Source organism: Streptomyces iconiensis (assembly GCF_028657195.3).
Lineage (GTDB): Bacteria > Actinomycetota > Actinomycetes > Streptomycetales > Streptomycetaceae > Streptomyces > Streptomyces iconiensis.
The window spans coordinates 1-26,865 of record NZ_JANCPR020000048.1 but is presented as its reverse complement, the minus strand read 5'-3'; the positions used below and the strand labels follow the sequence as shown (position 1 = coordinate 26,865).

The following is a 26,865-nucleotide window of genomic DNA, read 5'->3' as shown; positions in this document are numbered from 1 at the left end:
CGGGAACGGGGCTTTCTGGGTCGAACCCGTGGGCGGGCGCCGGAAGTTGGCCCGAACTACCGGACGGCGCTCAGCCGGTCCACGCGCTCCGCGTCACATGTGCGGGGGCATGTCACGCAGGTGTCCTCGGGCCGGAGCGTGTAGAAGAGGCAGCAGCTCGCGCGGTCGCGCGTGGGCAGCGACTCGCCACTGTGACCCGTGAGTTCACGGAAGGCGGCCCCCTGCGCGAAGGGCGTGGTCGCGCCGGGCAGCAGCCGCTGTACCTCGGCCATGGCGCGCTGCTCCTCGCCGAGCAGGTGGCCCAGGTACCACAGTCCCTCGGTGATCTCGTCCGTCGCCATTCCCCACAGCGCCCGCGCCCCGCGCCGCATCCGGGGCCTGAACCCATCGAGTACGGGCGCCAGATGCTCGGCCACGGCCTCGCGTACCTCGGCGCGCAGGGCGGCTTCGTCCGGTACGACCCGCGCGCCGGGTGCCGAGGCCGCCGGGTCGTCCGGCAGGCATGTGAACTCCTCGACATGTACGGCGAGCCTGCCCAGTGTCCGCTGGAAGGCGACGGCTCCGACGGGTACGCGGGGCACCCTTCGGTGCAGGAACCAGGGGATGGTGACGAGGAGACAGACGGGCCAGGCGTAGCGGTGGAGCCCGAAGCTGGCGATCACGTCGGGGCGTGCGCTCTTCCCGTAGTCGTGCCGGATCTGCTCGTCGTCCCACGCGAGGAAGGAGTCGAGCGCGGCTCCTCCGCGTGCGAGTTCGGTGGCGCGCACCCAGCCGGGGCCCTCGGGAAGCAATTCACGAGCCGTGGTCTCGGTCACATCCAGCGTGGGGAACACGTCGGTCAGCCGCGCGTAAGCGGCGCGGAAAGGCGAGACGTCAGGGGCCACGGGGGCGAGGGTGGGCACGGCCATGAGGACCACCGAATCGACGATCGTTAGCAGGTAAGCCTTACCTTAGCCGATCGTAGGCGAGGTTTGATCTCAGGTCTCCTCGGCCTATCGTGCTCATCGACACCCTGGAGGGGACAGATGGAGCAGAACCGAGCGGAGCCGCCCATAGAGGCCGCGGCGCCGTCCGCACTCGCCCCCCGTGTTCCCGGCCGGCCGTCGCGGGCACGGCCGGCCGGGTCGGCCCGATCGGCCGCTGATGTCGCGGGCGCGACCGGCCACGCGCCCGGGCCCGGTGGCGTGGGCCAGGGCCCGGGAAACGCCGGGGCGGTGCGCGGCGAACATGTGCACAGCGAACCGTCGCCTCCGAAGGTGGTACCGCAGCGGTACTCGGTCAGGGCGCAGATCCTCGAAGCCCTGCGTACGGCGCTGCTGGCGGGCGAACTCGCCCCCGGTGAGGTCTACTCGGCGCCCGCGCTCGCCGAACGCTTCGGCGTCTCACCGACCCCCGTACGCGAGGCCATGCAGCAGCTCGCCAGCGAGGGCGCCGTCGAGACGGTGCCCAACCGCGGGTTCCGCGTCGCCGAGCACAGCCCGCGCGACCTCGCCGAACTCGCCGAGATCCGCGCCCTGTTGGAGGTGCCGGCCGTGCTCAGGCTCGCCCGTACGGTACCGGTCGAGCGGTGGGCCGAGCTGCGCCCGCTGGCCGAGGACACCCTGGAGGCGGCGGCGCGCGGCGACTGCACGGCCTACGCGGAGGCTGACCGCGTCTTCCACCGCACGCTCCTGGAGCTGACGGGCAACCGCCAGCTCGTCGCCGTCGCCGAGGACGTGCACCGCCGCGCCCAGTGCTCGGCCGTACGGGTCGCACCCGTACCCCGTACGACCGATCTCCTCGCCGAGGCCGCCGACCACCTCGCACTTCTCGAAGCGCTGACGGACCAGGACCTGCCCGCCGTGGAACGGCTGGTACGGGGTCACTACTGACCTGTACCGGCTCTCACCGCTGAGCCGCTGAGCCGTACGGGGTCGCTGCCGGGCCGCTACTGAGGGGCGGGGATTCCCTCGTCCGGCAGGTGTTCGGCCAGCCAGGTCGGTACGCCGCCCAGGAGGCGGAAGAGGCGGCCTGCCTCTTCGCGCAGGCGGGTCGCGTCAGGCTCGGGCTGGACGCCCGCGAGCGACACCAGCGCCGGGGCCATCCCGACCAGGAACCCCAGCTCCTCGCGCAGGCGCAGTGACTCGGTGAAGCCGTGCCGCGCGTCGGCCAGTTCGCCCTCGCGCTGTGCGAGGCCGGCCAGATGCCGCCAGGTGAACGAACACAGCAGCAGGTCACCCCGCGATGTCGCCCCCGCGTGTGCCCTGCGGTAGGCGGCGCGGGCCGATTCGGGCGTCTCGGTCAGGTTCTCGGCGAGCAGGCCGCGCCGGAAGTCCAGCAGGGCGCGGGCCGGTGCGTTCGGCTCCAGCAGTGCGGCTGCCCTGCCGAGCGCCGCACGCGCCTCGTCCGTTCTGTCTTGTATGCCCAGCACGGTTGCCGCATAGGCGAGTTGGCCCCGCTCGCACGCTGCCGCGCCCCTGTCGTCGTCGTTCCGTGCGACCGCCTCAGCGGCGCGCAGCGCGTCCTCGGCGGCCGGCCAGCCGTCGGCCGTGAACATGCAGCGCTCCACCAGCAGCGCAGCACGGCCGACCGCCGCCTTCGGGTCGTGCTCCGCGTGCGGATCCAGCAGCGCAGCCGCGTCGTCCCAGCAGCCGCGGGAGCGCAGCCGCCATACGGCGCGGCCCAGCGGGCTGTCGGGGCCCATCGCGGGGGGACGGTTCCTACCGCCTCCGGAATCCAGCCTGTCCGAACGTGACATGGCGGTGTCCGCCACAGTGCCCTCCCCAAGCGCGCCTTCGAGCCGGATGTGCCCGCATCTCAGCACGGGTTGGGGCACCCGGCCAAGGGGGTGGTGTGAAACAGTTCACAAAGTTTTACCGGAGACCCATTTCTGCCAACTCCCTTACGGGGCAAGCAGAACGCTCGCCGTACCTGTTCGCGACGCCGTCCCGCGCCGTCCTGTGAGGGTGCGGTCGCCGTCCTGTGAGGGTGCGGCCGACCCCGTGCGGCCCCTGTGGCCCCGCCTCTGCGAGCCGCGCCGTCCGGTACCGCAGGGCCGGGAGGCCGGGCCCGGGAGGGGGTGCGGGGCCGGGCCCGGGGGGGTGAGGGGGGTAGAGGTAGCTCTACCCCTGCTCGGCATCCAGCGGCAGTGATCCCGGGCTCGAAGAACGCTTGTCTGGAGGGGTGAACAGGACTGTTGTCTGGTACGGCGGATGCGCCGGGTTCGCGGCGACCACCGCCGCTGTGACGTCGTTGGCGCCCCACAGGACGTGGGGCCTCGTCGCCGCTTGTGCTTACGCCCTCGCCGCGCTGGCGGCAGCGGTCGGCCGCTGCCGTCTGGGCGGCGGGCGCCTGGTGGGGTGCGGCGTGTTCGTGGGTGCCGCGTGCGTGCCGCTGCTCGTGCTGGCGGTGACGGGCAGCGCCCAGGAAGAGGTGCACGTCGTGCACAGGTCGGCCGCGCTGCTGCTGAGCGAGGGCACGCCCTATCTGAGCGCGGACCGGCTGGAGGGCGCCGAAGCCCTCGCGTACAACCCGTATCTGCCCGGCATGGCCCTCTTCGGTGTGCCGCACCAACTGCTGGGTGTGGACGCCAGGTTCGTGTTCGCCGCCGTCTTCCTCGGTACGTTCGCGCTGAGTGTCCGGTTCCTGTGCGGTACGGGCGAGCGCCTGCGGACCGCCCTGCTCTTCGCCGGTTCGCCGCTCATCGCGCTGCCCATGGCGACCGGTGGGGACGACCTGCCCGTGATCGGGCTCAGCTGCCTCGGGCTGGCGCTCGCGGGACGCGGGAGCCCCGGCCGGGCAGGCGCCGTACTCGGCCTCGCGGGCATCCTCAAGGCGACGGCCTGGCCCGCGCTGGCCGTCGCCCTCGCACTGCTCGCGATACGCGGCGGATCCCGTACGGCACTCCGCTACGGCGCGAGCGCGGCGCTCACCCTCGCCTGCGGGCTGGCGCTGCCCGCGCTGGCCGACCCCGGCGGGCTGGTGACCAGCACCATCCGCTACCCGCTGGGCCTCGCGGGAGTGGAGTCGCCCGCCGCTTCACCGCTGCCGGGCAAGCTGCTCGCCGAAGCGGGCCCGCTCGGACACGGCCTCGCGGTCGGCGCGCTCGTCGTGGCCGCGCTGGGCATCGGCGTCTCGCTGCTCGTCCGGCCGCCCAGGGACGTACGGGCGGCTGCGCTGCGCCTCGCGCTCGGTCTGCTCGCCGCGATGGCGCTGATGCCCGCTTCCCGGTTCGGCTATCTCGTCTACCCCATGGTCCTCGTGCTGTGGGCCCGCTGGAGGATCTCCGATGACCAGCCCGTCCAGCCCGTCCGGCCCGTCCAGTCCGTCCGGTCCGTCAGGTTCGCCCTGTCCGTCCCGTACGCCCTGTCCGTCTTGTACGCCCGAGCCGCTCAGCCCGAGTCGTACGCCGGGCACGCGGGGAGCCACGCCGGGACGCACCCTGATCATCACCAACGACTTCCCGCCGCGGCGGGGCGGAATCGAGAGGTTCGTGCATGAGGTGGCGCACCGGTTCCCGCCCGGTGAGGTGGTCGTCCACACCTCGGCCGAACCGGGGAGCGCCACCGAGGAGTTCGACGCGGCCCAGCCCTTCCCCGTCGTACGGGACAGGGCACGCCTCCTGCTGCCGACCCCGCGCACGTTGGCGCTCGCGCGCGCTCTGGCCTTCCGGTACGGCTGCGACCGCGTGTGGTTCGGCGCCGCCATGCCACTCGCCTTGCTCGCGGAACCGCTCGGACTGCCGTCGGTGGCCACGACGCACGGGCACGAGATGGGGTGGGCCGCACTGCCTGGCGCCCGGCTGCTGCTGCGCCGTGTCGCGGACACGACCGGCACGGTCACCTGTCTGACGGCGCACGCGCGCGCCCGTATGTCCGCCGCGCTCGGGCCGCACGCGCGGACGGCCAGGCTGGTGCCGGGCGTCGACCCCGGCCTGTTCGCCTCCCCGCCGCGCCGGGACATACGGGCCGAACTGGCCCTGGGCAAGCGGCCGTTGGTGCTCAGCGTCTCCCGGCTGGTGCCGCGCAAGGGGCAGGACACGCTCATCCGCGCCCTGCCCCTGGTACGGCGCACCGTGCCGGAAGCGACGCTGCTGATCGTCGGCTCGGGACCGTACGAGCGTGCGCTGCGCCGCCTCGCGCGGCGTACGGCCGGGCTGCCCGGTGACGCCGTCGTGTTCGCCGGGCCCCGCGAACACAGCCAACTGCCCCCGTACTACGCGGCGGCCGACGTGTTCGCCATGCCGTGCCGCACCCGCCGTCTCGGACTGGAGGCCGAGGGGCTCGGCATCGTCTACCTGGAGGCAGCAGCCGCCGGACTCCCCGTGATCGCGGGAGCCTCCGGCGGGGCGCCGGAGGCCGTACGGGACGGTGAGACGGGCCATGTCACCGACGGCAGGGACGTACGGGCCGTCGCCGACCGGATCACCGAACTGCTCGCCGACCCGGAAACCGCGGCCGGAATGGGCGCGAAGGGGCGCGCGTGGGTCGGCGCCGAGTGGAGCTGGGACGCCTCGGCGCGACACCTGCGCGCACTGCTGTCCCGTACGGTCGAGGAGTGGTGAGCGGCACGGCGGAGGAGGAACCCGCCCAACAGCAACAGGAGAACGTTCCACGTCAGAAGCCCCCTCACGGAGGGGAGAACTCGCGTGCGCGTGAGGGCCTTTCCGGGGAGGACGGCCCTCGCGGGCGGGGGAACGTGCCCCGGCCGGAGGGCTCGCCCGGAGACGGAAGCAGAGGCGGAGGCGGGAAGGGCAGCGGCGGCGGAGAGGGCGGCCGTGGTGAGCTGAGTGGCGGGCGGCGGCGCTTCCGGCAGGGGGGTGCCGGTCGGCCGGGGGAGGCGGAACCGGGGGCCGGACGCGGCAGCGTATGGCAGGCCGTCGCACGCGGGCCCCTTCGCTTCCTGTTCTCCTCCTGGCCCTGGCGCGCGTTCGGTTACCTGCTGACCGGGGGACTGCTCGGCATCGGCTGGCTCTTCCTCACGGCGTTCCTGATCGTCGCGGGTGTGCTGCTGTTGCCCGCAGGGATCGGCATCCTCGCGCTGCTGTGCATCCCCGTTTCGGCCGCCGGGCTCGCCGCGCTGGAGCGGCGCCGCCTGCGCTGGCTCGACCCGCGCGGGACGCCCTCGCCGCACGGCGAACCGCCGGGCACGGGGGCCGAGGTGCGCGGGCGGCTGCGCCTGGTGCGCGTGCTGTGGCGGCGCGCGAAGTCGCCGGCGAGCTGGATGGAGTTCGGGTTCGCGCTGCTCAACGCCGTACTGGCGGCCGTCGACCTGACCGTGGCCGTCCTCGCCGGTGCACTGGTCATCAGCCAGCCCTTCGCGCTGATCATCGTCCTGGACGGTGACCAGGTGGTGTACGGCGAGGGGATCACCCTCACCCGGCCTGAACAGGTGTACCCCTGGCTGCTGTTGACGCCGGTCTTCGCCGTGATCGCCGCGTACGTGGTCGCGGGCGTAGCGGGCGCACGTGCAGCGCTGGCCCGCGCCGTACTGGTCGGCCCGCGCCGCGAGCGGGAACTCGACGAGCGGCTCACCGAGGTCACGGCCTCGCGCGCCCGCCTCGCCGACGCCTTCGAGGTCGAACGCCGCCGCATCGAACGCGACCTCCACGACGGGGCGCAGCAGCGGCTCACCGGGCTCATCATGACCCTGGGCCTCGCCAAGCTCGACGCCGATCCCGCACTCGTGGCCCGCGCCCAGGACGAGGCACGCGCCGTACTCGGCGAGCTGCGCGACCTCGTCCACGGCATCCACCCCTCCGTGCTCACGGACAGAGGGCTGGGGGAGGCCGTCGAGTCCCTGGCGGAGACATCGCCCGTGCCCGTGGACGTCGATGTGCGGCTCGGGTCCGTACGGCCGCCCGAAGCGGTGGAGGGCGCCGCGTACTTCGCCGTCGCCGAGGCGCTGGCGAACGTCGCCAAGCACAGCGGCGCCGCACGGGCCTCCGTGACCGTACGCACGTCCGTGACCGCACGGGGCGGCGGCGAGCTGACCGTCGAGGTCAGGGATGATGGCAGGGGCGGGGCCGAACCCGCCCGCGGGACCGGGCTGACCGGGCTCGCGGACCGGCTGGCCGTCCACGAGGGGCGGCTGCGCCTCTCCAGCCCCGCAGGCGGGCCGACCGTGGTGCGGATGGAGTTGCCGTGCGAGTGAGGGCAGCGCTTCCTGCGGCCCGCACCGTACGAGCCCGCTGACTCAGGAACGGGAGACCATGCGGCTGGTGATCGCCGAGGACTCGGTACTGTTGCGCGAGGGACTCACCCAGATCCTCACGCGCTTCGGCCACGAGGTGTGCGAGGGCGTCGGGGACGCCAGGTCGCTCCTCGACGCCGTGGCACGCCACGAACCCGATCTCGTGGTCACCGACGTGCGGATGCCGCCAGGACTGCGCGACGAGGGCCTGCGGGCCGCGCTCGAACTCCGCGCCGGACGCCCCATGCTGCCCGTTCTCGTCCTGTCGCAGTACGTGGAGAACTCCTACGCCGCCGATCTGCTGGCCACAGGTGACGGCGTGGGCTATCTGCTCAAGGACAGGGTCGGCGAGGTCGCCGAGTTCATCGAGGCCGTGGAACGTGTGACAGCGGGCGGCACCGTCATCGACCCGGAGGTCGTACGCCGGCTGCTCAGCCGCCGACGCGAACCCTCGGCGCTGCGCCGCCTCACCGCACGCGAGCGCGAGGTGCTCGGCGCGATGGCCGAGGGACGGTCGAACGGGGGCATCGCGCGCACCCTCGTCGTGAGCGAGGCCGCGGTCGTCAAGCACGTACGCTCCATCCTCACCAAGCTCGACCTGCCCCCCGCACCCGACGACCACCGCAGAGTCCTCGCGGTCCTCGCCTACCTACGCCACCCGGCCCGCACGCCGGACCAGCCCGAACCCTCGTAGGCCGGGCCCGGCCGAGGTTCGTATGGCGCCCCCGGGCCCCGCCGGTCTACGTGCGGCCTCAACTCATCCGTAGCGCCAGGCTGTGCTGTCCCGGGGGCAACCCCCGGACCCCCGGCCGGAACCTCGGCCGACCCGCGTGCGGGCCTCAACTCATCCGCAATGCCAAGAAAAAGTCCAGCTTGTCTTCCAGGCGGGCCAGGTTGCGGCCGGTGAGCTGTTCGATGCGGCCGACGCGGTAGCGGAGGGTGTTGACGTGGAGGTGGAGGCGGGAGGCGCAGCGGGTCCAGGAGCCGTCTGAGGAGAGGAACGCCTCCAGCGTGGGCACCAGTTCGGCGCGGTGTTTGCGGTCGTAGTCGCGGAGCGGGTCCAGCAGGCGCGCGGTGAAGGCGCGTCGTACGTCGTCGGGCACGAAGGGAAGCAGCAGGACGTGTGAGGCCAGTTCCTCGTGTCCGGCGGCGCGGACGCTGCCGGGCCTTGCGGCGGCGACGCGGCGTGCGTGCCTGGCCTCCTCCAGCGCGCCGCGCAGCCCCTCGGCCGAGTGCACGGCCGCGCTGACGCCCAGGGTGAGCCGTCCGTCGTCGGCGAGGCCCCGGCCGAGCGGTTCCTGTACGGCGGCGAGCAGCGCGTCGGCGTGCAGCCCTTCGTCGCCGCCGAGCCCGGCCAGCGCGTCGGTCCTGGCCTCGGCCGCGGGGGCCGCGCGGCCGTTCGTACCGGTTCCCGCGCCGTCGGCGGCGCCCTCGGCCGTGCTCTCGGTCGCGCTCTCGGCCTCCTCGGTGCGGCCCGAGGGCAGCGGTACGAGCGCCACCGCCTCGCCGTCCACCTGTGCCACCGCGATACGGTCCGAGCCGTCGGCGCCCGGCGTACGGGGGTCGACCAGCAGCTCTTCCAGGAGTGACTGGGCGATCGCGCCGCCGTCGAGTTGGTGTGCGGGGTCGGCGGGGCCGGGTGAGCCCGCGGGTCCTGTGGTGTCCCACTCGACGCGGGCCACGATGACCTGCCAGTGCGGCGCCGCGCCCAGCCCCGGCAGCAGCACGGGTGCGGCGACGCGCAGGCGTGCGGCGATCTCGGCAGGCGGCGCTCCCGCCTGCACCAGCTCCAGCACCTCCTGCGCGAGCCTGCGCCGCACCGTACGGGAAGCGTCGCGGCGGTCGCGTTCGACGGCGATGAGCTGGGTGACGCCCTGGAGCAGGTCGAGCCGCTCGGCGGGCCAGTCGCCCGTGTCGGCAGCTACGGCGAGCAGCCAGTCGGACAGCAGCGTCTCGCGCACGTCGCGGCCCTCGCCGCGCACGGGGAAGAGGGAGTAGGAGGCGCCGCCGTCCGTCGTACGGTGCGGGCCGCGCCGTCCGGTGCGTACGGCCGCCAGGTGCTCGCCCGCCAGCCGTGCCCCGGCGCCGGGCGGCAGTTCGGGGCCCTGGCTGGGGCCCGCGATCTGGCGGCCCGTCGGCGAGAGCACCCACGCGGCCAGGTCCAGGTCGGAGCCCAGCAGGTCGAGGACGACATCGGCGCCGCCGCCCGCCGGGCCGGAGGACATCAGCCGCCGGTGCCTGTCGACCACGGCGGCCAGGTCTCCCGCGCGCTCCGTCGAGACCTGGCGGACCACGTGTTCGGTGATGGTGGCGAAGGCGACGGCCTCGGTGACGGCGAACAGCGGCAGCCGGTGCCGGGCGCAGGCGACGACCATGTCGTCGGGGACGCTGCCGAGTTCCGCCTCGCCGGCGGCCAGGCCCGCGACACCGGCAGCGGCCAGGATGCGGACGAAAGGCTCGGAGTCCTCCGGCGCGTGCCGCCAGGCCAGCCCGGTCAGGACCAGTTCGCCGCCGGTGAGGTAGCGGCTGGGGTCGCGCAGGTCGGTGGTCATGACCCCGCGCACCGTACGGTCCAGCTCCTCCTCGCCGCCGAGGAGTCTGAGGCCCAGAGAGTCGTTCTCCAGGAGTGCGCGCAGCCGCATCGCGTCGTCGCCTGCCGTTCTGTCGGGGACCGTCGTAGGGGAGGGGGCCAGTTCCGGAGCGGACCAGTCGCGGCGGCCTCCGGCGTCCGGTGGTGCCAGAAGGAAGCCGTGAGGTTCTCCGGTCGGCTGGTCTCCAGATGTTCGTCCGAATCTACAAGACCGGGTGGCCGACCAGCCAAACGCTTCATGTTTTCGGTGACTGCACCGGGCGGGGTACCTGTCTGTGTACTGAGCCACATTCCGCTGTAGCCCCACCGACCCACCGAGAAGAGACACCCATGGAGTTCCTGCGCCCGGCCACTTGGGAGGAGGCGCTCGCCGCGAAGGCCGAGCATCCTTCAGCTGTGCCCATCGCGGGCGGCACCGACGTGATGGTCGAGATCAACTTCGATGCGCGCCGCCCCGGTCATCTCATGGACCTGAACCGCATCCGCGACCTGCACGAATGGGAGGTCGGTGAGGAGAACGTCCGGATCGGCGCCTCCGTGCCCTACGCGCGGATCATCGACAGGCTCGCCACCGAACTGCCGGGCCTCGCACTGGCTTCGCACACCGTCGGCTCCCCGCAGATCCGCAACCGCGGCAGCGTCGGCGGAAACCTCGGCGCCGCCTCCCCCGCAGGGGACTCGCACCCCGCGCTGCTCGCAGCGGGCGCCGAGGTGGAGGCGGAGTCGGTGCGGGGCACCCGGTTCATCCCCGTTGAGGAGTTCTACACAGGGGTGAAGCGCAACGCGCTCGCCGACGATGAACTGATCAAGAACGTCCATGTACGGAAGGCCCAGGGTCCCCAGCAGTTCTCCAAGGTCGGCACCCGTAACGCGATGGTCATCGCCGTCTGCGCCTTCGGTATCGCGCTGCACCCCGAGTCCCGCGTGGTCCGCGCCGGCCTCGGCTCCGTCGCGCCGACCCCGCTGCGCGCCCGCGTCGCCGAGGACTTCCTCAACGCGGCGCTGGAGGACGGCGGTTACTGGAACAGCCGCGCCACCCTGCCGCCTTCGCTGGCGCGCGAGTTCGCCGAGCTGTGCGTCGGCGCCTGCAACCCGATCGACGACGTACGCGGCAGCGCCGCATACCGCCGTCGCGCCGTCGGTGTCATGGCACGCAGAACCCTGGGCTGGACCTGGGAGAGCTACCGCAAGGGCGGCTCCCAGGGCCGCACGACCGAAGGAGGCGCGCAGTGCGCGTGACATTCACCGTCAACGGACGGCGACACGAGGCCGACGACGTGTGGGAGGGCGAGTCCCTGCTCTACGTCCTGCGTGAGCGCATGGGCCTCCCCGGCTCCAAGAACGCCTGCGAACAGGGCGAGTGCGGCTCCTGTACGGTCCGCCTCGACGGCGAACCCGTGTGCGCCTGCCTCGTCGCCGCAGGCCAGGCCGAGGGCCGCGACCTCGTCACCGTCGAGGGCCTGCCCGAGTACGCGCGGAAGCGTGACGGCACGGGCACCGAGGAAGGGGCGGCCGAACTCGCCCCCGTACAGCAGGCGTTCATCGACGCGGGCGCCGTACAGTGCGGCTTCTGCACCCCCGGCCTGCTGGTCGCGGCCGACGAGCTGATCGAGCGCACCCCGCAGCCCTCCGACGCCGACATCCGCGAGGCACTGTCGGGGAACCTGTGCCGCTGCACCGGCTACGAGAAGATCCTCGACGCCGTCCGGCTCGCCGCGGCGCGCCAGGACGCGGAGAAAGTCGAGGGCAAGGTCTGATGGCCACCAAGCTCAATGAGGCCACAGGGACCGACCGCGCCGAAGGCCGCGTCGGCGACAGCGCCCTGCGCCCCGACGGCACCCTCAAGGTCACGGGCGAGTTCGCCTACTCGTCCGACATGTGGCACGAGGACATGCTGTGGGGCTGCACCCTGCGCAGCCCGCACGCGCACGCCGAGATCCTCTCGATCGACATCGGCGAGGCCGTCAAGCAGGACGGCGTGTACGCCGTCCTCACCTACGACGACCTGCCGACCGAGCAGAAGAACTACGGCCTGGAGATCCAGGACACCCCCGCGCTCGCACACGGCCGGGTACGGCACCACGGCGAGCCCGTCGCGCTCGTCGCAGCCGACCACCCCGAGACCGCGCGCAGGGCGGCGGCGAAGATCCGCGTCGAGTACCGCGAGCTGCCCGTCATCCACGACGAGGAGTCCGCCATCGGCGAGGGCGCGGCCGTGCTCCACCCCGACCGTGACGACCACCATGCGGGGCATGTCCCGCACCCCAACATCGTCCACCGCCAGCCCGTGCTGCGCGGCGACGTGCGCGCCGCGGCCGAGCGGGCCGACGTGATCGTGTCGGGCGAGTACGAAGTGGGCATGCAGGACCAGGCGTTCCTCGGCCCCGAGTCGGGGCTCGCCGTGCCGTCGGAGGACGGCGGCGTCGACCTGTATGTCGCGACCCAGTGGCTCCACTCCGACCTGCGGCAGATCGCGCCCGTACTCGGCCTGCCCGAGGACAAGGTCCGGATGACGCTCTCCGGCGTCGGCGGCGCCTTCGGCGGGCGCGAGGACCTGTCCATGCAGATCCACGCCTGCCTGCTCGCGCTGCGCACCGGCAAGCCGGTCAAGATGGTCTACAACCGCTCCGAGTCTTTCTTCGGGCATGTGCACAGGCACCCGGCCAAGCTCTGGTACGAGCACGGCGCCACCCGCGAAGGCAAGCTCACCCACATCCGCTGCCGCATCGTGCTGGACGGCGGCGCCTACGCCTCGGCCTCACCCGCCGTCGTCGGCAACGCGTCCTCGCACGCCGCTGGCCCCTACGTCGTCGACGACGTCGAGATCGAGGCCCTGGCGCTCTACACCAACAACCCGCCCTGCGGCGCCATGCGCGGCTTCGGCGCCGTGCAGGCGTGCTTCGCCTACGAGGCGCAGATGGACAAGGTCGCCGCCGAACTCGGCCTCGACCCGGTCGAGTTCAGGCAGCGCAACGCCATGTCCCAGGGCGCGACCATGCCCACGGGCCAGACGGTGGACGCGCCCGCACCCGTCGCCGAACTCCTGCGCCGCGTCAAGGCCAGGCCGCTGCCGCCGGAGAAGCAGTGGGAGACCGGCGCGGGCGACGCCATGAGCACCGACGTACGGGCCCTGCCCGGCGGGCTGTCCAACACCAGCCACGGCGAGGGCGTCGTACGCGGGGTCGGCTACGCGGTCGGGATCAAGAACGTCGGGTTCTCCGAGGGCTTCGACGACTACTCCACCGCGCGCGTGCGCATCCAGGCCGTCGGCGGCGAACCCGTCGTGATGGTCCACACGGCAGCGGCCGAGGTCGGCCAGGGCGGCGTCACCGTGCACCAGCAGATCGCGCGCACGGAACTCGGCGTCACCCAGGTCACCATCCAGCCGGCCGACACCCAGGTCGGCTCGGCCGGATCCACCTCGGCCTCCCGCCAGACGTACGTCACGGGCGGCGCCGTCAAGCACGTGTGCGAGCTGCTGCGCGAGAAGGTACTCGCACGCGGCAGGGAACGCCTCGGCACCTACCACCCCGCGTGGGCCACGGCCGAACTGCTCCTGGAGGGCGGCAAGGTCGTCACCGAAGGCGGCGAGGTGCTCGCCGCCCTCATCGACGTACTCGGCGACGAACCGCTCGAAGCCGAGAGCGAGTGGCGCCACCGCCCCACCGAGGCGTTCGACCTCGTCACGGGGCAGGGCTTCGGCCACGTCCAGTACTCCTTCGCCGCGCACCGCGCCGTCGTCGAGGTGGACACCGAACTCGGCCTCGTCAAGGTCATCGAGCTTGCCTGCGCGCAGGACGTCGGCAAGGCGATGAACCCCGACGCCGTCGTCGGCCAGATCCAGGGCGGCACCACACAGGGCCTGGGCCTGGCCGTGATGGAGGAGATCGTCGTGGATCCGCAGGCGAAGGTACGCAACCCGTCCTTCACGGACTACCTGATCCCGACGATCCTCGACACGCCGACGATCCCCGTCGATGTGCTCGAACTCGCCGACGAGCACGCCCCGTACGGGCTGCGCGGCGCGGGCGAGGCGCCGACCCTGTCGTCGACGCCCGCCGTCATGGCGGCTGTCCGCGCCGCTACGGGCCGCGCGCTGCCGCGGGTTCCGGTGCGCCCGGAGCACATCGTCGGCTGAGCCCTTCCGACTCGCGGGGGAGCGCTTCCCCCGTGTGCCCCCTCCCGCTCAAGCGCCGCCCCGCCGCGGCGGGGAGGGAGGGGGCAGGCACGGCGCTTCACAGAATCCCGGCTCGGGCCGTCCCCCGGGTCGTGTGTCCCAAATCCTCGGTGGTTGCCGGGGTGCACCTATGAACCTTGGGAGTCAGTACACATGACCCAGTCCACAGTTGGGCCGACGACGTCGGCGGAGGACGCGGGCGGCGGCTCGCGTGTTCCCGCCGGACGCTCGTGGCTCGACCGGTACTTCCACATATCCGACAGAGGATCGACGTACGGCCGCGAGGTCCGTGGCGGTGTCACCACCTTCATGGCGATGGCCTACATCGTGCTGCTCAACCCCGTCATCCTCTCGGTCCCCGATGTCGCGGGACACAAGCTGGACGGCGGCCAGGTCACCACGGCGACGGCGCTCGCCGCCGCGGTGACCACGATCGTGATGGGCTTCCTCGGCAACGTTCCCCTCGCGCTCGCCGCGGGACTGAGCGTCTCCGCCGTCATGGCCTTCCAGGTCGTCCCCGAGATGACCTGGGGCAACGCGATGGCGATGTGCCTCATCTACGGCGGCGTCATCATCCTGCTCGTGGTCACCGGGCTCCGCGAACTCATCATGAACGCGATCCCGTTGGCGCTGAAACACGCCATCACCATGGGCATCGGCCTGTTCGTCTGCCTCATCGGCCTCGTCCAGGCCGGCTTCGTCACCTCCATGCCGGGGCCCGGCGGGGTGCCGGGCGAGAAGCCCATCCAGCTCGGCACGACGGACATGCTCACCGGCTGGCCCGTGCTGTGCTTCTCGGTCACCGTGCTGCTGATCTTCGCGCTCCAGGTGCGCAAGGTGCCGGGAGCGATCCTCATCGGCATCGTCGGCGGCACCGTGCTCGCCGCGCTCGTCCACCAGTTCGCCGGTCTGACGAAGAAGGACTGGGGCGGCCGGAACGCGCCCGAGATCAGCGGTTCCTTCGTCAGCTCGCCCGACTTCGGGCTGTTCGGCTCCGTCTCGTTCAAGGGCCTCGGTGACGTCGGCGGGATCACCATCGGCGTCATCGTCTTCACCCTCGTACTCGCCGGGTTCTTCGACGCGATCGGCACCATCATCGGCATCGGCCAGCAGGCCGGGCTCGCCGACGAGAAGGGCCGTATGCCGGGCCTCAACAAGGCCCTCGCCATCGACGGCGCCGGTGGAGTCGTCGGCGGCTTCGCCGGTGCCTCGGGGCAGACGGTCTTCGTCGAATCGACGGCCGGCGTCGGCGACGGTGCCCGCACCGGGCTCGCCAGCGTGGTCACCGGACTCGGCTTCGCCCTCTGTCTGTTCTTCACGCCGCTCGCGCAGGTGATCCCTCCACAGGTGGCGGCAGCCGCGCTCGTCGTCATCGGCTCGATGATGATGACGAACGCGATGCACATCGACTGGACCGACCCCGCCACGTCGATCCCCGTCTTCCTGACGACCGTGCTGATGCCGTTCACGTACTCCATCACCGCCGGCATCGCCGCAGGGATCATCGCGTACGTCCTCATCAAGGCCGTCCAGGGCCGCTGGCGCGAGCCCGGCTGGCTCATGTGGGTGCTCGGCGTGGTCTTCCTCGCCTACTTCGCGCTCAGCCCCATCGAGCGCTGGCTGGGCGCGTAGGCCCCTCCCGGGCCGGCTGTTCCGAGGTACGTGGAGCTGGGGCGCTGCCGCCTCAGCTCCACGCACGTCAGGGCCGGGTCTCCGCAGGTCCGCCACAGGCCCCGCACGCCCCGTCCCCGCAGCCACAGACCCCCGCAGCCGCGGCCCTCGCAGTCCCCGCGGCCCCCGGAGCAACAGGGGAAGGCGCGGGCCCCGGGCATACGCTCGGGGGCAGCACACGACACCAAGGAGAAGGCACATGCTGGACATCGCCGCAGCCCTGCACACGTGGTGCGGCGAAGGCCGCGACTTCGCCGTCGCGACCGTCGTCGGCGTAGGCGGCAGCGCCCCGCGCCAGCCGGGCGCGGCCCTCGCGGTCGACACGGCGGGCGAGGCGGTGGGCAGCGTGAGCGGCGGCTGTGTGGAAGGCGCGGTGTACGAACTGTGCCAGCAGGCGCTGGAGTCGGGCGAGAGCGCCCGCGAGACCTTCGGGTACAGCGACGAGGACGCCTTCGCCGTCGGCCTCACCTGCGGCGGCATCATCGACATCCTGGTCACCCCCGTACGCGCGGACTCGCCGCTCCGCGCGGTCTTCGCGCGGGCCGTCGCCACCGCGGCGACCGGCGGCACGGCGGCCCTGGTCCGCATCGTGGACGGACCACCCGAACTGCTGGGTGCGGCACTGCACTTGGGCCCGGAAACGGGCTCCGCCCCGACCCCGGGCTCGGTCCCGAAGACGGATGCGGACGCGGCCGAGGGCCCGTACGCGGGCGAGCCCCCGTACGCGGGTGGCGGCGTCGCCGGCACGCTCGGCGGGAGCCCCGAACTGGACGCGACCGCGGTGGCCGAGGGCCGTGCGCTGCTGGCGGCCGGGCGTACGACGACGGTGACCGTGGGCGCCGACGGGCGGCTGTGCGGGCAGCCGGTGACCTTGCTGGTGGAGTCCTCGGTCCCGCCGCCGCGCATGCTGGTCTTCGGCGCGATCGACTTCGCCGCCGCGCTGGTGCGCGTCGGCAAGTTCCTCGGTTACCACGTGACCGTGTGCGACGCGCGCGCCGTCTTCGCCACGGACAGGCGCTTCCCCGAGGCCGACGAGATCGTCGTCGACTGGCCGCACCGCTACCTGGACACCCAGCGCCCTGACGCCCGTACGGTCGTCTGCGTCCTCACACACGACGCCAAGTTCGATGTGCCGCTGCTGGAACGGGCGCTGCGCATGCCGCTGGCGTACGTGGGCGCGATGGGCTCCCGCCGCACCCATCTGGACCGGCTGGCCCGGCTGCGCGAGGCGGGCGTCGCCGACGCCGAACTCGCCGCGCTCCGCTCACCGATCGGTCTTGACCTGGGCGCCCGTACGCCGGAGGAGACGGCCCTGTCCATCGCCTCGGAGATCGTCGCGGCCCGGCACGGCGGTTCCGGCGCCCCGCTGACGGGTGCGCACACCCCGATCCACCACGAGCCGGGCACGGTCGGCGTGGGCTGACGGCCGGTTGAAGGGGCGGCCGGACGGCGCCCGTTCAGAGCGGCACGGGCGTCGGGGACTCGTCCAGGAGGGCGAGGCCCACGGGTGTGAGTGAGTGGTGCACCGCGTTGCGCCGGCGGCTGCTGGAGATCAGCCCCGCGTCCCTGAGCACCGAGGCGTGCTCGCTCGCCGAGGAGAGGGAAACCCCTGCGCGGCGGGCCAGCTCGCTCGTCGTGCACTCCCCGCCCAGCGCCTGGAGCACGGCCGCCCTCGTATGGCCCAGGAGCCGCGCGAGATGCCGGCCGGTCGCCGCGGTGAGGGTGGGCAGTTCCTGCCGCCTCACCCCGGCGTTGGCGCGGTAGACCAGGGTCGGCGGCAGCGCGGGGTCGGCCAGCGCGACCGGCGCGCGGCGGCAGAAGAAGGACGGGATGAGGAGCAGCCCCCGGCCCTCCAGATACAGGTCCTTGTCCACCGGATAGTCGGCCTCCAGCACGGGCGGGCACCAGCGCATCGCCGGCCCGAAACCACGGAGCATCGCCTCGGTCCCGTCGTACCACTGGGTCCTCGTGCGCCACGTCCTGTCGCTCTCGATCCGCGCCGTGATGCGCTGCCACCACGGTACGAGCGCGCTGTGCTGGTAGGCGCGCAGCGCACCGCCGAGCAGCTCCAGCGCGGCTGCGCTGCCCTGCGCGATGTCGCGCGCCTCCGGCGTCAGAGGTGCCGTTGCGGCCAACGCGCCGATCTCGCAACGCAGTTGGGCACGTGGAGTCGACAGCAGAGCGTCCAGCCCCGTCTCGAAGCCCCGTGCGCTCTCCGCGGGTGTGAGGAAGTCCGGGAAGTACCCACGCGGCGGAACGAGCGGCAGCAGCTGACGGAGCGGCGAGACGTCGGTCCGTGCGACGTGCTCCCGCCATCCGGAGAGGGCGGGTTCCAGCCGAGTCTCGCGGAGCCTGTGGAGGCTGAGTACGGATTCCCAGAACGGATCAGGACCGTCGGCGACGCGCGTCCGCGCAAGGTCGCCCCCGGTGAAGTGCACACGCAGCATGAGTCCCCCGATGTACTGAGTGCGGTCTCCCATCTGTCACCCAGGAGGCCATGGGACGACCTTGATGTGCCCGCTGGGCCGTGGCAAGAAGGAGGGACGAGATGGGACAACGGGACGGAGGGACGGGCGCCACCAGGAGTCTTCCGACACGATGGGACGGGTGCGCCCCAGTCGGCTGGGGCCAGGGACAGGGGGAACCATGTCGCCCGGTACAGGGAGTCCAGGGCTGGCGGAGCTGCTGGAGCTGCTCAAGCAGCGCAGCGGACGCAGTTACACGGCGCTCGCGCACCGCACGGGCCTCAGCAGGTCCACGCTGCACCGCTACTGCCTCGGCACGACCGTCCCGCGCGCCTTCGGCGCCGTCGAGAAGGTGGCCCGCGTCTGCGGCGCCGACCGCGACGAACTCGACAGGCTCTACCGCGCCTGGTGCCAGGCGATCGACGCGGAACGTGCGGAGGGCGCCGGGGGCCCCGGGAGTGCCGGGGACGCGGATACGGACACGGACGCGGGCGCGGACGCGGACGCGCACACGGACGCGCACACGGACGCGGAGAGCGCGGAGAGCCCCGGTGTCGCGGCCGGCGGCGAAGGCGCGGCCACCTCCGTACCCGCACCCGGGCCCACTCACGTACCCGTACCCGTACCCACTCCCGTACCTGCCTCCGGTCCCCCTCCCGTGCCCGCGTCCGCCCCCGCACCGGATGCGGGGCGGCCTGGCACTCCCGCTCCCACCGCCGCCGTCCGGGCCCCCACCCCGCTGCGCGCGTACTTCTGGCTGCGCGTCGCGGCCCTTCTGCTCGCCCTCGTGCTGCCTTCCACGGTGCTGTCGGTCTCCTACGGGGGCGACGGAGGCGGCGGCGGGCGGGGCGGCCCCACGGGCGGCCCTCCGTCGGGAGCGCGGTCCGAAGGCACAGGGGAGACAGCGGGCACGGCCGGCACATCGGGGTCCGACAGCGCCGGGGACCAGCAGGAGGTCAGGGGACCCGACTGGCATATCGCGCCGCAGCGCGTGCCCGGCGAGTTCTACGGGATGAACCTCAGCGCCGACACCGGGCAGATGCCCGGCCTGGGCACGGGGTCCGTACGGCTGTGGCACTCGGGCACCAGGTGGTCCCAACTGGAGCCCCGGCGCGGCAAGTTCGAGTGGCAGACGCTGGACCGGCTGGTCGAGGCCGCCGCACGCAAGGACCTGCCCGTACTGCTCACGCTGGGCGGTACCCCGCACTGGGCGGCGCCCGAGGGGGCCAGGTCCGTGTTCGCCGACGCGCGCGCCGCGCCCCCCGACGACCTGGCCGACTGGGACCGCTTCATCCGCGCCCTCGCCTCCCGCTACCGGGGCCGGATCGAGGCGTACGAGCTGTGGGACTACCCCAGCGACCCCGGCGTGTACAGCGGTTCGCTCCCGACCCTCGCCGACATGGTCGAGCGCGCTTCCCGGATCATCCGCGAGGAGGACCCCAAGGCACAGACGACCTGCCCCTCCTTCGGCTCGCTGTGGCAGAAGCGGGGGCGTGAGCTGCTGCGGAAGTTCATCAGGACGGGCGCGTACGAGTACTGCGACGTCGCCGCGCTCAAGCTGCCGCCGCGCAGGGCCGACGGGCGCCCCGAGGAGATGGTGACGCTGATCAAGAGCGTCCAGCGGCTCTTCTACAGCGAGGGCAGGGGGCGCACCGCGCTGTGGAACACGGGCCCCGACGAGGACGTGGCCATCAGGAAACACCTCGACGCGCGCCGTGCGCGCGACTACGCGGTGCGCTTCTACCTGACGGGCCTCTACGTCAAGGACCAGGGGCTGCGCCGCACGTACTTCTACAGTTGGGGCAGCCCCGACGTGCCCCTCGTGATCCAGCTCGCCGGCGGGCAGCCCACCGAGGCGGCGCGGCGCGTCGGGCGGCTGCGGGGGTGGCTGGAGGGGGCCGGCATCACCTCGTGCGGCAACGGCGCCCGGATGGGCCTCGACCGGGGCGCGTACACCTGCCGCTTCGAACGCGGGGACAAGCGGCTCCTCGTGTACTGGACCACGCGGGGAGAGGCCGACGTCCGGCTGGGCGAGGGCGCCCGCGTGCTGCGTGCCATGGACGGCTCAGAGAAACCGGTGCGCCCCGGCGAGCGCCTGGTCTTCGGCGAGGAACCCGTACTGGTCGAACACCGGGCCCGGAAGGGGTGATTCGGCCGCTCGACCAGCGGCGGGGCCCGGCGTGCTGATGGACACAGCCCCGGCGCGCTAAAGGACACAGCCGGCCGGCGTCCCGGCGTGCTGACGGACACAGCCGGCCCGCGTCCGGTGTCGGCCCTCAGCCCTCAGAAGAGCTTGAGGTCCACCAGCAGGGCGCGGTGGTCGGTCCCCGCGAAGTCGAGGAACTTCGCCTCCAGGGGCACCAGTTGGCGGCTCACCAGCACGTGGTCGATCTGGGTGCCCAGCGGGGGAGCGGTGGTGGCGGGCCAGGTGGGGGTGCGGGACTGGCCGAGCATACGGGCGGTGTCGTGCAGGCCCGTGTCGAGGACGGCGCGGAAGGCCGCGTGGTCGGCGGAGGAGTTGAAGTCGCCCGCGATGAGCGTGGGCCGGTCACCGCCGGAGGCGGCGTAGGAGCGCAGACGGCCCAGCTCCGTACGCCAGGGCCCGAGTTCGCCGAGGTCAGGCGGCATCGGATGCGCCACCTGGAGGCGCACCTCCTCGCCGCCGATCTTCGCGACGGCGCCCGGCATCGCCAGCCGCGCCGGCACCTCGCTCTTCTCGCCCAGCGGGTAGACGCTCAGCAGCGCGGAGCCCTCGGCCGGTCTGCCGTCCGCGATCACCCGGTGCGGATACGCCTTGCGCAGCTCCGGTGTGCGCAGCGCGTCGGCGCACGCACTGTCGCACTCCTGTATGGACACGATCTGCGGGCGCTCCCTGCGCACCGTCTCCAGCAGGTCGGGCAGGGCCCCACCGCGCTGGAGGTTGGAGGTCAGCACCCGGAACTGCGCCTTCCCCTGGCGCCCCGCAGCGCCGTCGGGCGCCGTGCTCCCGTACGGCTGGAGGAACCACCCCGTCGCGGCCAGCACCGCCAGCCCCCACACGAGCAGCAGCGGCCTGCGGGCCAGCGCGGCGCCGAGCAGCGCGAGCCAGGTGGGGGCCAGGAACCAGGGGAGGAACGCGAGGAGTTGGGGCACGGGCGTCACCCCGTCGGACCCGGCGGCACGCACTGCCAGCGGCACGCTCAGCCCCGCGAGTACGAGCGCGGCGAGCGTCGCCAGCACGGGGTGCCGCCGCCCCGTCCTCCGCCCCGCCGCGCTGTGCCGTTCCTGGTCCTCGCGCCGGTCTCCGCGTGCCTCAGCCCCCGTATACACACACCCGATGATGCCTCACCGGCGGCGGCCCGGCGGCCCGCGCCCCCCGCAGGCGGACCGCCGGCCCCCTGGCCCCGCCCTCTTCCCGCCCCGCCCTCTTCCCACCCGGCCTCTCCGGCCCGTCGCCGGGACCTGGCGCACCGCGGGGCCGCACCGGGCCCACCGTTCTGACCTGCCGCGCAGGGGCGGTGCGCGGGGCTGGTGCGGTGGCCGGTCTGCGGAGACGATGGGCTCCGGCACCAGGCGCCCAGGAGGAAACGATGACCCCGCCCGCATCCACAGAGGCCACCGAGGCCACCGAAGCCTTCCGCGCAGCACGCGACATCCTGCTGCGGCACAGGACGGACTACGCCGCCGCGCGCGCCGAGTTCGCGTGGCCCAGGCCCGCGCACTTCAACTGGGCGCTCGACTGGTTCGACAGGATCGCCGAGGGCAACGAGGGAACCGCGCTCCACATCGTCGAGGAGGACGGCGAGGAGCTGTCCATCACCTTCGACGGCATGCGCAGCCGCTCCAACCGCGTCGCCAACTGGCTGCGTGCGCGGGGAGTCAGGGCGGGCGACCGCGTCATCGTCATGCTCGGCAACCAGGCCGAACTGTGGGAGACCCTCCTCGCGCTGATGAAGCTGCGCGCCGTCGTCATCCCCTCCACCCCGCAGCTCGGCCCGCACGAGCTGAACGACCGCGTCGGCAGGGGAGAAGCCCGGCATGTGATCGTCCGTGGCGAGGACACCCCCAAGTTCGCCGACGTGCCCGGGGACTACACGCGTATCGCCGTCGGCACGACCGGTGCGCCCCGGGAGGGCTGGCTGTCCTACGAGGACGCGTACGAGGCGGACGACACGTACGAGCCCGACGGTGTGACCCGTGCCGATGACACCCTGCTGCTCTACTTCACCTCCGGTACCACGGCCCTGCCGAAGCTGGTGGAGCACACCCATGTCTCGTACCCGGTCGGGCACCTCGCGACGATGTACTGGATCGGCCTCCAGCCGGGGGACGTGCACCTCAACATCTCCTCGCCCGGCTGGGCCAAGCACGCCTGGTCCAACTTCTTCGCGCCGTGGAACGCCGAGGCGACGATCTTCATCCACAACTACACGCGCTTCGACGCGAGCCGCCTGATGGCCGAGATGGACCGCGCCGGTGTCACCAGCTTCTGCGCGCCTCCCACGGTCTGGCGCATGCTCATCCAGGCCGACCTCACCCGCCTCAAGAGCGTGCCCCGCGAGATCGTGGCGGCGGGCGAACCGCTCAACCCCGAGGTCATCGAGCATGTCCGCCGCGTGTGGGGCGTCACCATCCGCGACGGGTTCGGTCAGACCGAGACCGCCGTCCAGGTCGCCAACAGCCCGGGCCAGCCCCTCAAACCCGGCTCCATGGGCCGCCCGACGCCCGGCTTCGACGTCACGCTCGTCGACCCGGCCACCGGTGCGGCAGGCGTGGACGAGGGCGAGATCTGCCTCGACCTGTCGCAGCGCCCCGCCGGTCTGATGACCGGCTACCACGGCGACCCCGAACGCACCGCAGCGGCGATGGCCGACGGCTATTACCGCACGGGCGACATCGGATCCCGGGACGCCGAGGGCTATCTCACGTACGTCGGCAGGAGCGACGACGTCTTCAAGGCCAGCGACTACAAGATCAGCCCGTTCGAGCTGGAGAGCGTCCTGCTGGAGCACGAGGCGGTGGCCGAGGCCGCGATCGTTCCCTCGCCCGACCCCGTACGGCTGGCCGTGCCCAAGGCGTATGTCGTCCTCGCCGGGGGCTGGACCCCTGACGAGGCCACGGCCCGCCTCCTCATCGCCCACTGCCGCGAGCGCCTCGCGCCCTACAAGCGGGTGCGCGTCGTCGAGTTCGCCGATCTGCCCAAGACCATCTCCGGCAAGATCCGCCGCGTCGAACTCCGCGCCCACGCGGCGGGCGAGTCGGGCACGCCGGGCACGGAGTACCGCGCGTAGGGCCGGCACGGCCTCGCCCCACGGCCTCGCCCCACGGCGAGGCCCACAGGGCGCGCGCTATGCCTCCGACCGGGGTCTGCTGTGTTCCTGTTCCCGCGGCAACACGATGAACGCGGTGCCCTTGGCAAGGTCGATACGGGAATGGGGCGGTGCACCGTCGCCTTCGTCGTCCCGCCGCAGCAGCTCCACCCGCCGCTGCTCCAGCTCCACCGTCTTGTTCCCGGCCACGACCGCCGTGAATTCATCGAAGGCAACGCTCGCCAAGGACCGCCCCGTGCGCCTGCGTAGCCACGGGATCAGGCCCAGCCCCGTGAACCATCGCCACCCGCTCTCCACCAGGGCGAACAAGACCAGCAGACACACGAACGCCGGGAACGACATGAGCCATACCGTCACAACAGGTCCCGCCTCCCGGAGGCCGTGCGCTTCGCCCGCAGCGGCGGCGCAGGCCGCCCGGTCCCCTCGACCGCCGTCGTCGGACTCGTCTCGTCGCTTGCCATGGGCTCACTGTTGTGGATCCACAGCGCGCAGGGATCGGACCGGCGCATGATCCGCTTCCCCCGTGCGGCGGAGGCGCCGCCCTGGAACTCCACCCCAGGGTGGAGCGGCGAGCGCTCAGTGCACCGTGCGGATCAGCTGGTCGGCCGGGTCGTTGACGGGTTGCGGGGTGCCCGTGAGGTCGAGGACGAAGAGCGGGAGGGAGAGCTCGTCGGCGCGCAGCCGGGCGTCGCGGACGTATCCGGCGAGGGAGAAACAGACGGCGACGGCCGACTCGTTGAGCCCGTTCAGCCACAGCGTCTCGATGTCGCGCAGTCCGGTGGGCGCCGTGCTGGGGTCGACGTGCGCCACCACGTCCGGGCCGCGCAGATCCACACCCGAGGCGGGCGTCCGCTCGGTCACCCGGACCTCCACGAACCCGAGCCAGCGCAGATACTGCGCCGCTGCCGCTTTGGCGTCCTGCGCCGTACGGATGGTCACCGGCTGGAACGCGGGCCGCCGCACGGGCTGCCCCGTGCGCGGTACGACGAGCGGTTGCGCGGCCTCCGGCGTGCCGGCGGGCCCGGCCGGTGTGACGGGCATGCGCAGCGATGTCCCGCAGTCGCAGCCGAGTTCGGGCTGCGGCCACTCGTCGAGGCTCCCGCAAGCGCCGCACCGCACGGAGACCCAGGAGTCCGCCCAGGTACGGTGCCTGATCGGGACGGGCGCGGCGGAGCCGAGCAGCGGCAGCGTGACGGGCGCCCCGCAGCCGCAGGGGTATACGGGCGCCGTATAGCTGTGCTCGCGACGGCACACGGGGCAGCGCACGAGCACACTCTCAGCCATCTTTTCGGCTCCTGGCACAGATCAACGGGCGGTTCAGCGTCTCCAATCGTCCATGATGGCGCCGGAATTGCGAAGCGGAACGGGTGGGGTCGCCGCTGGTCGGGACGTTCGCGAACCAGTCGCGAACCGTTCGCGGGCCGTTCGTGGGCCGTGAGTGCGGCCGGGGCCGTGCGTTTGGTCGGGCCCGCGCCAGGTGAATGTCCCTCGCGGCGCAACGTGAATGCCGCCTGCGGCGCTACGCGATGTTCCCGCCGCGCCGTGTGAATGTCCCCCGCGGCGCAACGTGGATGTCGTCGCCGCGCCATGTGAATGTCTTCACCGCTCAGCGTGTATGCCGCCTGCGGCGCCGCGTGAATGCCGCCTGCGGCGGCACGTGAATGCCCCCGCCGTGGACGGCCACCCCTCATCAAACGGGCCGTCCACAACGGGGGCGCGTATCGGGCCGACCTCCCAATCGGCCCGGCACGCTGCTGCCGGTGCGCGTGCTTGCTGCGGGGGCGTTCAGCCCTCCTGAAGCGCGCGCACCGCGTCCTCGACGCGCTGCCCGTACTCGGTGTCGGCGGCGCTGAAGTGAGCGATGTTCTTCTCCACGACGGCCTCGTGCGAGACCTGCGAGAGGCCGCCGGCGATGTTGGCGACCAGCCTGCCCTTCTCCTCCTCGGACATCAGCCGGTACAGCTCGCCCGCCTGGAAGAAGTCGTCGTCCTTGGAGTGCGCCGGCGCCTCATGGGTGCCGGTGTGCCCGGTGACGGGGCGGGGGGCCGACAGCGCCGCACCGGTCTCGGCGGGGCCGTCGTAGGAGTTGGGCTCGTAGTTCTTGGCGTGCCGGTCGTAGGCGTTGGACGCCATCAGCCCGTCACGCCCGTAGTTGGCGGCCTTCGCCGCCTTGGGCGCGTTGACCGCGAGCTGGGTGTGGTTGACGCCCAGGCGGTAGCGGTGCGCGTCCGCGTACGCGAACAGGCGGCCCTGGAGCATCTTGTCGGGCGAGGGGCCGATGCCAGGCACGAAGTTGTTCGGCGAGAACGCGGCCTGCTCGACCTCGGCGAAGACGTTGTCCGGGTTACGGTCCAGCACCAGGCGGCCCACCCGCTGGAGCGGGTAGTCCTTGTGCGGCCACACCTTCGTCAGGTCGAACGGGTTGAACCGGTAGTCAGCCGCGTCAGCGGCCGGCATGACCTGCACATGCAGCGTCCAGGAGGGGCGGGCGCCGCGCTCGATGGACTGGAGCAGGTCCGTCTGGTGCGAGTTGGGGTCCTTGCCGGCCAGCTCGGCGCCCTGCTCGCTGCTGAGGCAGCGGATGCCCTGGTTGGTCTTGAAGTGGTACTTGACGAAGAAGACCTCGCCGTCGGCGTTCGTCCACTGGTAGGTGTGCGAGCCGTACCCGTTCATGTGCCGGTACGAGGCCGGTATGCCGCGGTCGCCCATCAGCCAGGTCACCTGGTGGGTCGCCTCGGGGGAGTGGGCCCAGAAGTCCCACACGTTGTCCGGCTCCTGCTTGCCGGTGAACGGGTCGCGCTTCTGTGAGTGGATGAAGTCGGGGAATTTCAGCGGGTCCTTGATGAAGAACACCGGGGTGTTGTTGCCGACGAGGTCGTAGTTGCCCTCCTCGGTGTAGAACTTCAGCGCGAACCCGCGGGGGTCGCGGGCCGCGTCGGGCCCGCCGAGGTTGTCGGCGACGGTCGAGAACCTGATGAACGTCTCCGTACGGCGGCCGACCTCGCCGAGGAAGTGTGCGTGGGTGTACGCGCTGACGTCGTCCGTCACCTCGAAGTACCCGTACGCGCCTGAGCCGCGGGCGTGTACCACGCGCTCCGGGATGCGTTCGCGGTTGAACCGCGCCAGCTTTTCCAGCAGGTGCTGGTCCTGGAGGAGGAGAGGGCCACCTATGCCGGCGGAGGAGCTGTTCTGGTTGTCGGCGATGGGGGCGCCGGACTCGGTTGTCAGCGTGGGTTTCGACATGGTCGGCCTTCCTGGGAGACATGTGGAAAGGGGTTTCCGCATGCTGGAGCGTATGGATGTGCCGGAGAGGGCGTCAACAGTTTGTTGAAACTTCTGGGCTTCGCCCCGTGCCCCCCTGTTGTTGTTCCTGTGATTTGAAGCCCGTTTCCGTTCAAGATGGGGGCTTCGCCCCCTGGCCCCCGTTGGCCTCGCCGGCCGGGCGTTGGGGGGCGCTGCCCCCCAACAGCCCCCCGCTAGAGG

At 72.5% G+C, this 26,865-nt stretch carries 20 protein-coding genes; 12 read left to right on the top strand and 8 right to left on the bottom strand.

Features of this window, described 5'->3' with window-relative positions; all coding sequences use genetic code 11:
• Window positions 1-56: 56 nt before the first annotated feature.
• Window positions 57-908 carry a (2Fe-2S)-binding protein gene (locus NMN56_RS34280; RefSeq protein ID WP_274047450.1) on the bottom strand — a complete coding sequence of 284 codons (852 nt, stop codon included), beginning with the start codon at window positions 906-908 and terminating at the stop codon, window positions 57-59.
• Between the two features lie 117 nt (window positions 909-1,025).
• On the opposite strand from NMN56_RS34280, the gene NMN56_RS34275 reads away from it, so the two are divergent.
• Window positions 1,026-1,871 carry a GntR family transcriptional regulator gene (locus NMN56_RS34275; protein ID WP_274047451.1) on the top strand — a complete coding sequence of 282 codons (846 nt, stop codon included), beginning with the start codon at window positions 1,026-1,028 and terminating at the stop codon, window positions 1,869-1,871.
• 56 nt (window positions 1,872-1,927) lie between these two features.
• Here NMN56_RS34275 and NMN56_RS34270 read toward each other — a convergent pair whose 3' ends face one another.
• The gene (locus tag NMN56_RS34270; protein WP_430542786.1) at window positions 1,928-2,737 is read right to left on the bottom strand and encodes a hypothetical protein; all 810 of its coding nucleotides are present in this window, start codon (window positions 2,735-2,737) and stop codon (window positions 1,928-1,930) included.
• A gap of 425 nt (window positions 2,738-3,162) precedes the next feature.
• Between NMN56_RS34270 and NMN56_RS34265 the strand changes: the two genes are divergently transcribed.
• The 4 genes from NMN56_RS34265 (at window position 3,163) to NMN56_RS34250 (ending at window position 7,864) form a co-directional block, all read left to right on the top strand.
• A complete protein-coding gene (locus NMN56_RS34265; RefSeq protein WP_274047452.1) occupies window positions 3,163-4,479 on the top strand; it encodes a glycosyltransferase 87 family protein in 1,317 nt (438 codons plus the stop codon).
• Window positions 4,472-5,542, top strand: a complete 1,071-nt coding sequence (locus NMN56_RS34260) for a glycosyltransferase family 4 protein (protein WP_274047453.1) — start codon at window positions 4,472-4,474, stop codon at window positions 5,540-5,542. Before NMN56_RS34265 ends, NMN56_RS34260 begins: the two co-directional genes overlap by 8 nt.
• 134 nt (window positions 5,543-5,676) lie before the next feature.
• Window positions 5,677-7,131 (top strand): sensor histidine kinase, encoded by a 1,455-nt coding sequence (locus NMN56_RS34255; RefSeq protein WP_274047455.1) that lies wholly within the window; start codon window positions 5,677-5,679, stop codon window positions 7,129-7,131.
• Window positions 7,132-7,189: 58 nt separating this feature from the next.
• Entirely contained in the window at window positions 7,190-7,864 is a 675-nt protein-coding gene (locus NMN56_RS34250) for a response regulator transcription factor (protein ID WP_274047456.1), read from the top strand.
• A 145-nt stretch (window positions 7,865-8,009) separates the two neighbouring features.
• On the opposite strand, the gene NMN56_RS34245 is transcribed toward NMN56_RS34250, so the two are convergent.
• Window positions 8,010-9,812, bottom strand: a complete 1,803-nt coding sequence (locus NMN56_RS34245) for a PucR family transcriptional regulator ligand-binding domain-containing protein (protein WP_274047457.1) — start codon at window positions 9,810-9,812, stop codon at window positions 8,010-8,012.
• 278 nt (window positions 9,813-10,090) lie between these two features.
• Between NMN56_RS34245 and NMN56_RS34240 the strand changes: the two genes are divergently transcribed.
• The 5 genes from NMN56_RS34240 (at window position 10,091) to NMN56_RS34220 (ending at window position 17,031) form a co-directional block, all read left to right on the top strand.
• The gene (locus tag NMN56_RS34240; RefSeq protein WP_274047458.1) at window positions 10,091-10,999 is read left to right on the top strand and encodes an FAD binding domain-containing protein; all 909 of its coding nucleotides are present in this window, start codon (window positions 10,091-10,093) and stop codon (window positions 10,997-10,999) included.
• A complete protein-coding gene (locus NMN56_RS34235) occupies window positions 10,990-11,517 on the top strand; it encodes a (2Fe-2S)-binding protein (protein WP_274047459.1) in 528 nt (175 codons plus the stop codon). The genes NMN56_RS34240 and NMN56_RS34235 overlap by 10 nt, the downstream gene beginning before the upstream one ends.
• Window positions 11,517-13,898 (top strand): xanthine dehydrogenase subunit D, encoded by a 2,382-nt coding sequence (gene pucD, locus NMN56_RS34230; RefSeq protein WP_274047460.1) that lies wholly within the window; start codon window positions 11,517-11,519, stop codon window positions 13,896-13,898. Before NMN56_RS34235 ends, pucD begins: the two co-directional genes overlap by 1 nt.
• A 192-nt stretch (window positions 13,899-14,090) precedes the next feature.
• Window positions 14,091-15,569: an NCS2 family permease gene (locus tag NMN56_RS34225; protein ID WP_274047461.1), complete on the top strand. Its 1,479-nt coding sequence runs from the start codon at window positions 14,091-14,093 to the stop codon at window positions 15,567-15,569.
• A gap of 238 nt (window positions 15,570-15,807) precedes the next feature.
• Complete coding sequence (locus NMN56_RS34220) at window positions 15,808-17,031, top strand: XdhC family protein (RefSeq protein ID WP_274047462.1); 1,224 nt, start codon at window positions 15,808-15,810, stop codon at window positions 17,029-17,031.
• Between the two features lie 34 nt (window positions 17,032-17,065).
• Here the strand turns inward: NMN56_RS34220 and NMN56_RS34215 are convergent, their stop codons facing one another.
• Window positions 17,066-18,088 carry an ArsR/SmtB family transcription factor gene (locus NMN56_RS34215; protein ID WP_274047464.1) on the bottom strand — a complete coding sequence of 341 codons (1,023 nt, stop codon included), beginning with the start codon at window positions 18,086-18,088 and terminating at the stop codon, window positions 17,066-17,068.
• 166 nt (window positions 18,089-18,254) lie between these two features.
• Between NMN56_RS34215 and NMN56_RS34210 the strand changes: the two genes are divergently transcribed.
• A complete protein-coding gene (locus tag NMN56_RS34210; RefSeq protein ID WP_274047465.1) occupies window positions 18,255-20,222 on the top strand; it encodes a helix-turn-helix domain-containing protein in 1,968 nt (655 codons plus the stop codon).
• A gap of 134 nt (window positions 20,223-20,356) precedes the next feature.
• On the opposite strand, the gene NMN56_RS34205 is transcribed toward NMN56_RS34210, so the two are convergent.
• Window positions 20,357-21,382 carry an endonuclease/exonuclease/phosphatase family protein gene (locus NMN56_RS34205; protein ID WP_274047466.1) on the bottom strand — a complete coding sequence of 342 codons (1,026 nt, stop codon included), beginning with the start codon at window positions 21,380-21,382 and terminating at the stop codon, window positions 20,357-20,359.
• Between the two features lie 260 nt (window positions 21,383-21,642).
• On the opposite strand from NMN56_RS34205, the gene NMN56_RS34200 reads away from it, so the two are divergent.
• On the top strand, window positions 21,643-23,343 hold the full coding sequence (locus NMN56_RS34200; protein ID WP_274047467.1) for an AMP-binding protein: 1,701 nt from the start codon (window positions 21,643-21,645) through the stop codon (window positions 23,341-23,343).
• 57 nt (window positions 23,344-23,400) lie between these two features.
• Here NMN56_RS34200 and NMN56_RS34195 read toward each other — a convergent pair whose 3' ends face one another.
• The 3 genes from NMN56_RS34195 to NMN56_RS34185 form a co-directional block, all read right to left on the bottom strand.
• Window positions 23,401-23,724, bottom strand: a complete 324-nt coding sequence (locus NMN56_RS34195) for a DUF6191 domain-containing protein (protein WP_274047468.1) — start codon at window positions 23,722-23,724, stop codon at window positions 23,401-23,403.
• 234 nt (window positions 23,725-23,958) lie between these two features.
• Window positions 23,959-24,666, bottom strand: coding sequence for a hypothetical protein (locus tag NMN56_RS34190; RefSeq protein WP_274047469.1), 708 nt, complete (start codon window positions 24,664-24,666; stop codon window positions 23,959-23,961).
• 501 nt (window positions 24,667-25,167) lie between these two features.
• Complete coding sequence (locus NMN56_RS34185; protein ID WP_274047470.1) at window positions 25,168-26,625, bottom strand: catalase; 1,458 nt, start codon at window positions 26,623-26,625, stop codon at window positions 25,168-25,170.
• Window positions 26,626-26,865: the final 240 nt, after the last annotated feature.

What these genes read in the sequence shown, in the direction of transcription:
- NMN56_RS34195 (WP_274047468.1), bottom strand. Translation starts at nt 23,724, where the DNA reads ATGTCGTTCCCGGCGTTCGTGTGTCTGCTGGTCTTGTTCGCCCTGGTG.
- NMN56_RS34200 (WP_274047467.1), top strand. Translation starts at nt 21,643, where the DNA reads ATGACCCCGCCCGCATCCACAGAGGCCACCGAGGCCACCGAAGCCTTC.
- pucD (WP_274047460.1), top strand. Translation starts at nt 11,517, where the DNA reads ATGGCCACCAAGCTCAATGAGGCCACAGGGACCGACCGCGCCGAAGGC.
- NMN56_RS34215 (WP_274047464.1), bottom strand. Translation starts at nt 18,088, where the DNA reads ATGGGAGACCGCACTCAGTACATCGGGGGACTCATGCTGCGTGTGCAC.
- NMN56_RS34245 (WP_274047457.1), bottom strand. Translation starts at nt 9,812, where the DNA reads ATGCGGCTGCGCGCACTCCTGGAGAACGACTCTCTGGGCCTCAGACTC.
- NMN56_RS34190 (WP_274047469.1), bottom strand. Translation starts at nt 24,666, where the DNA reads ATGGCTGAGAGTGTGCTCGTGCGCTGCCCCGTGTGCCGTCGCGAGCAC.
- NMN56_RS34220 (WP_274047462.1), top strand. Translation starts at nt 15,808, where the DNA reads ATGCTGGACATCGCCGCAGCCCTGCACACGTGGTGCGGCGAAGGCCGC.
- NMN56_RS34185 (WP_274047470.1), bottom strand. Translation starts at nt 26,625, where the DNA reads ATGTCGAAACCCACGCTGACAACCGAGTCCGGCGCCCCCATCGCCGAC.
- NMN56_RS34250 (WP_274047456.1), top strand. Translation starts at nt 7,190, where the DNA reads ATGCGGCTGGTGATCGCCGAGGACTCGGTACTGTTGCGCGAGGGACTC.
- NMN56_RS34280 (WP_274047450.1), bottom strand. Translation starts at nt 908, where the DNA reads ATGGCCGTGCCCACCCTCGCCCCCGTGGCCCCTGACGTCTCGCCTTTC.
- NMN56_RS34210 (WP_274047465.1), top strand. Translation starts at nt 18,255, where the DNA reads ATGTCGCCCGGTACAGGGAGTCCAGGGCTGGCGGAGCTGCTGGAGCTG.
- NMN56_RS34240 (WP_274047458.1), top strand. Translation starts at nt 10,091, where the DNA reads ATGGAGTTCCTGCGCCCGGCCACTTGGGAGGAGGCGCTCGCCGCGAAG.
- NMN56_RS34270 (WP_430542786.1), bottom strand. Translation starts at nt 2,737, where the DNA reads ATGTCACGTTCGGACAGGCTGGATTCCGGAGGCGGTAGGAACCGTCCC.
- NMN56_RS34275 (WP_274047451.1), top strand. Translation starts at nt 1,026, where the DNA reads ATGGAGCAGAACCGAGCGGAGCCGCCCATAGAGGCCGCGGCGCCGTCC.
- NMN56_RS34225 (WP_274047461.1), top strand. Translation starts at nt 14,091, where the DNA reads ATGACCCAGTCCACAGTTGGGCCGACGACGTCGGCGGAGGACGCGGGC.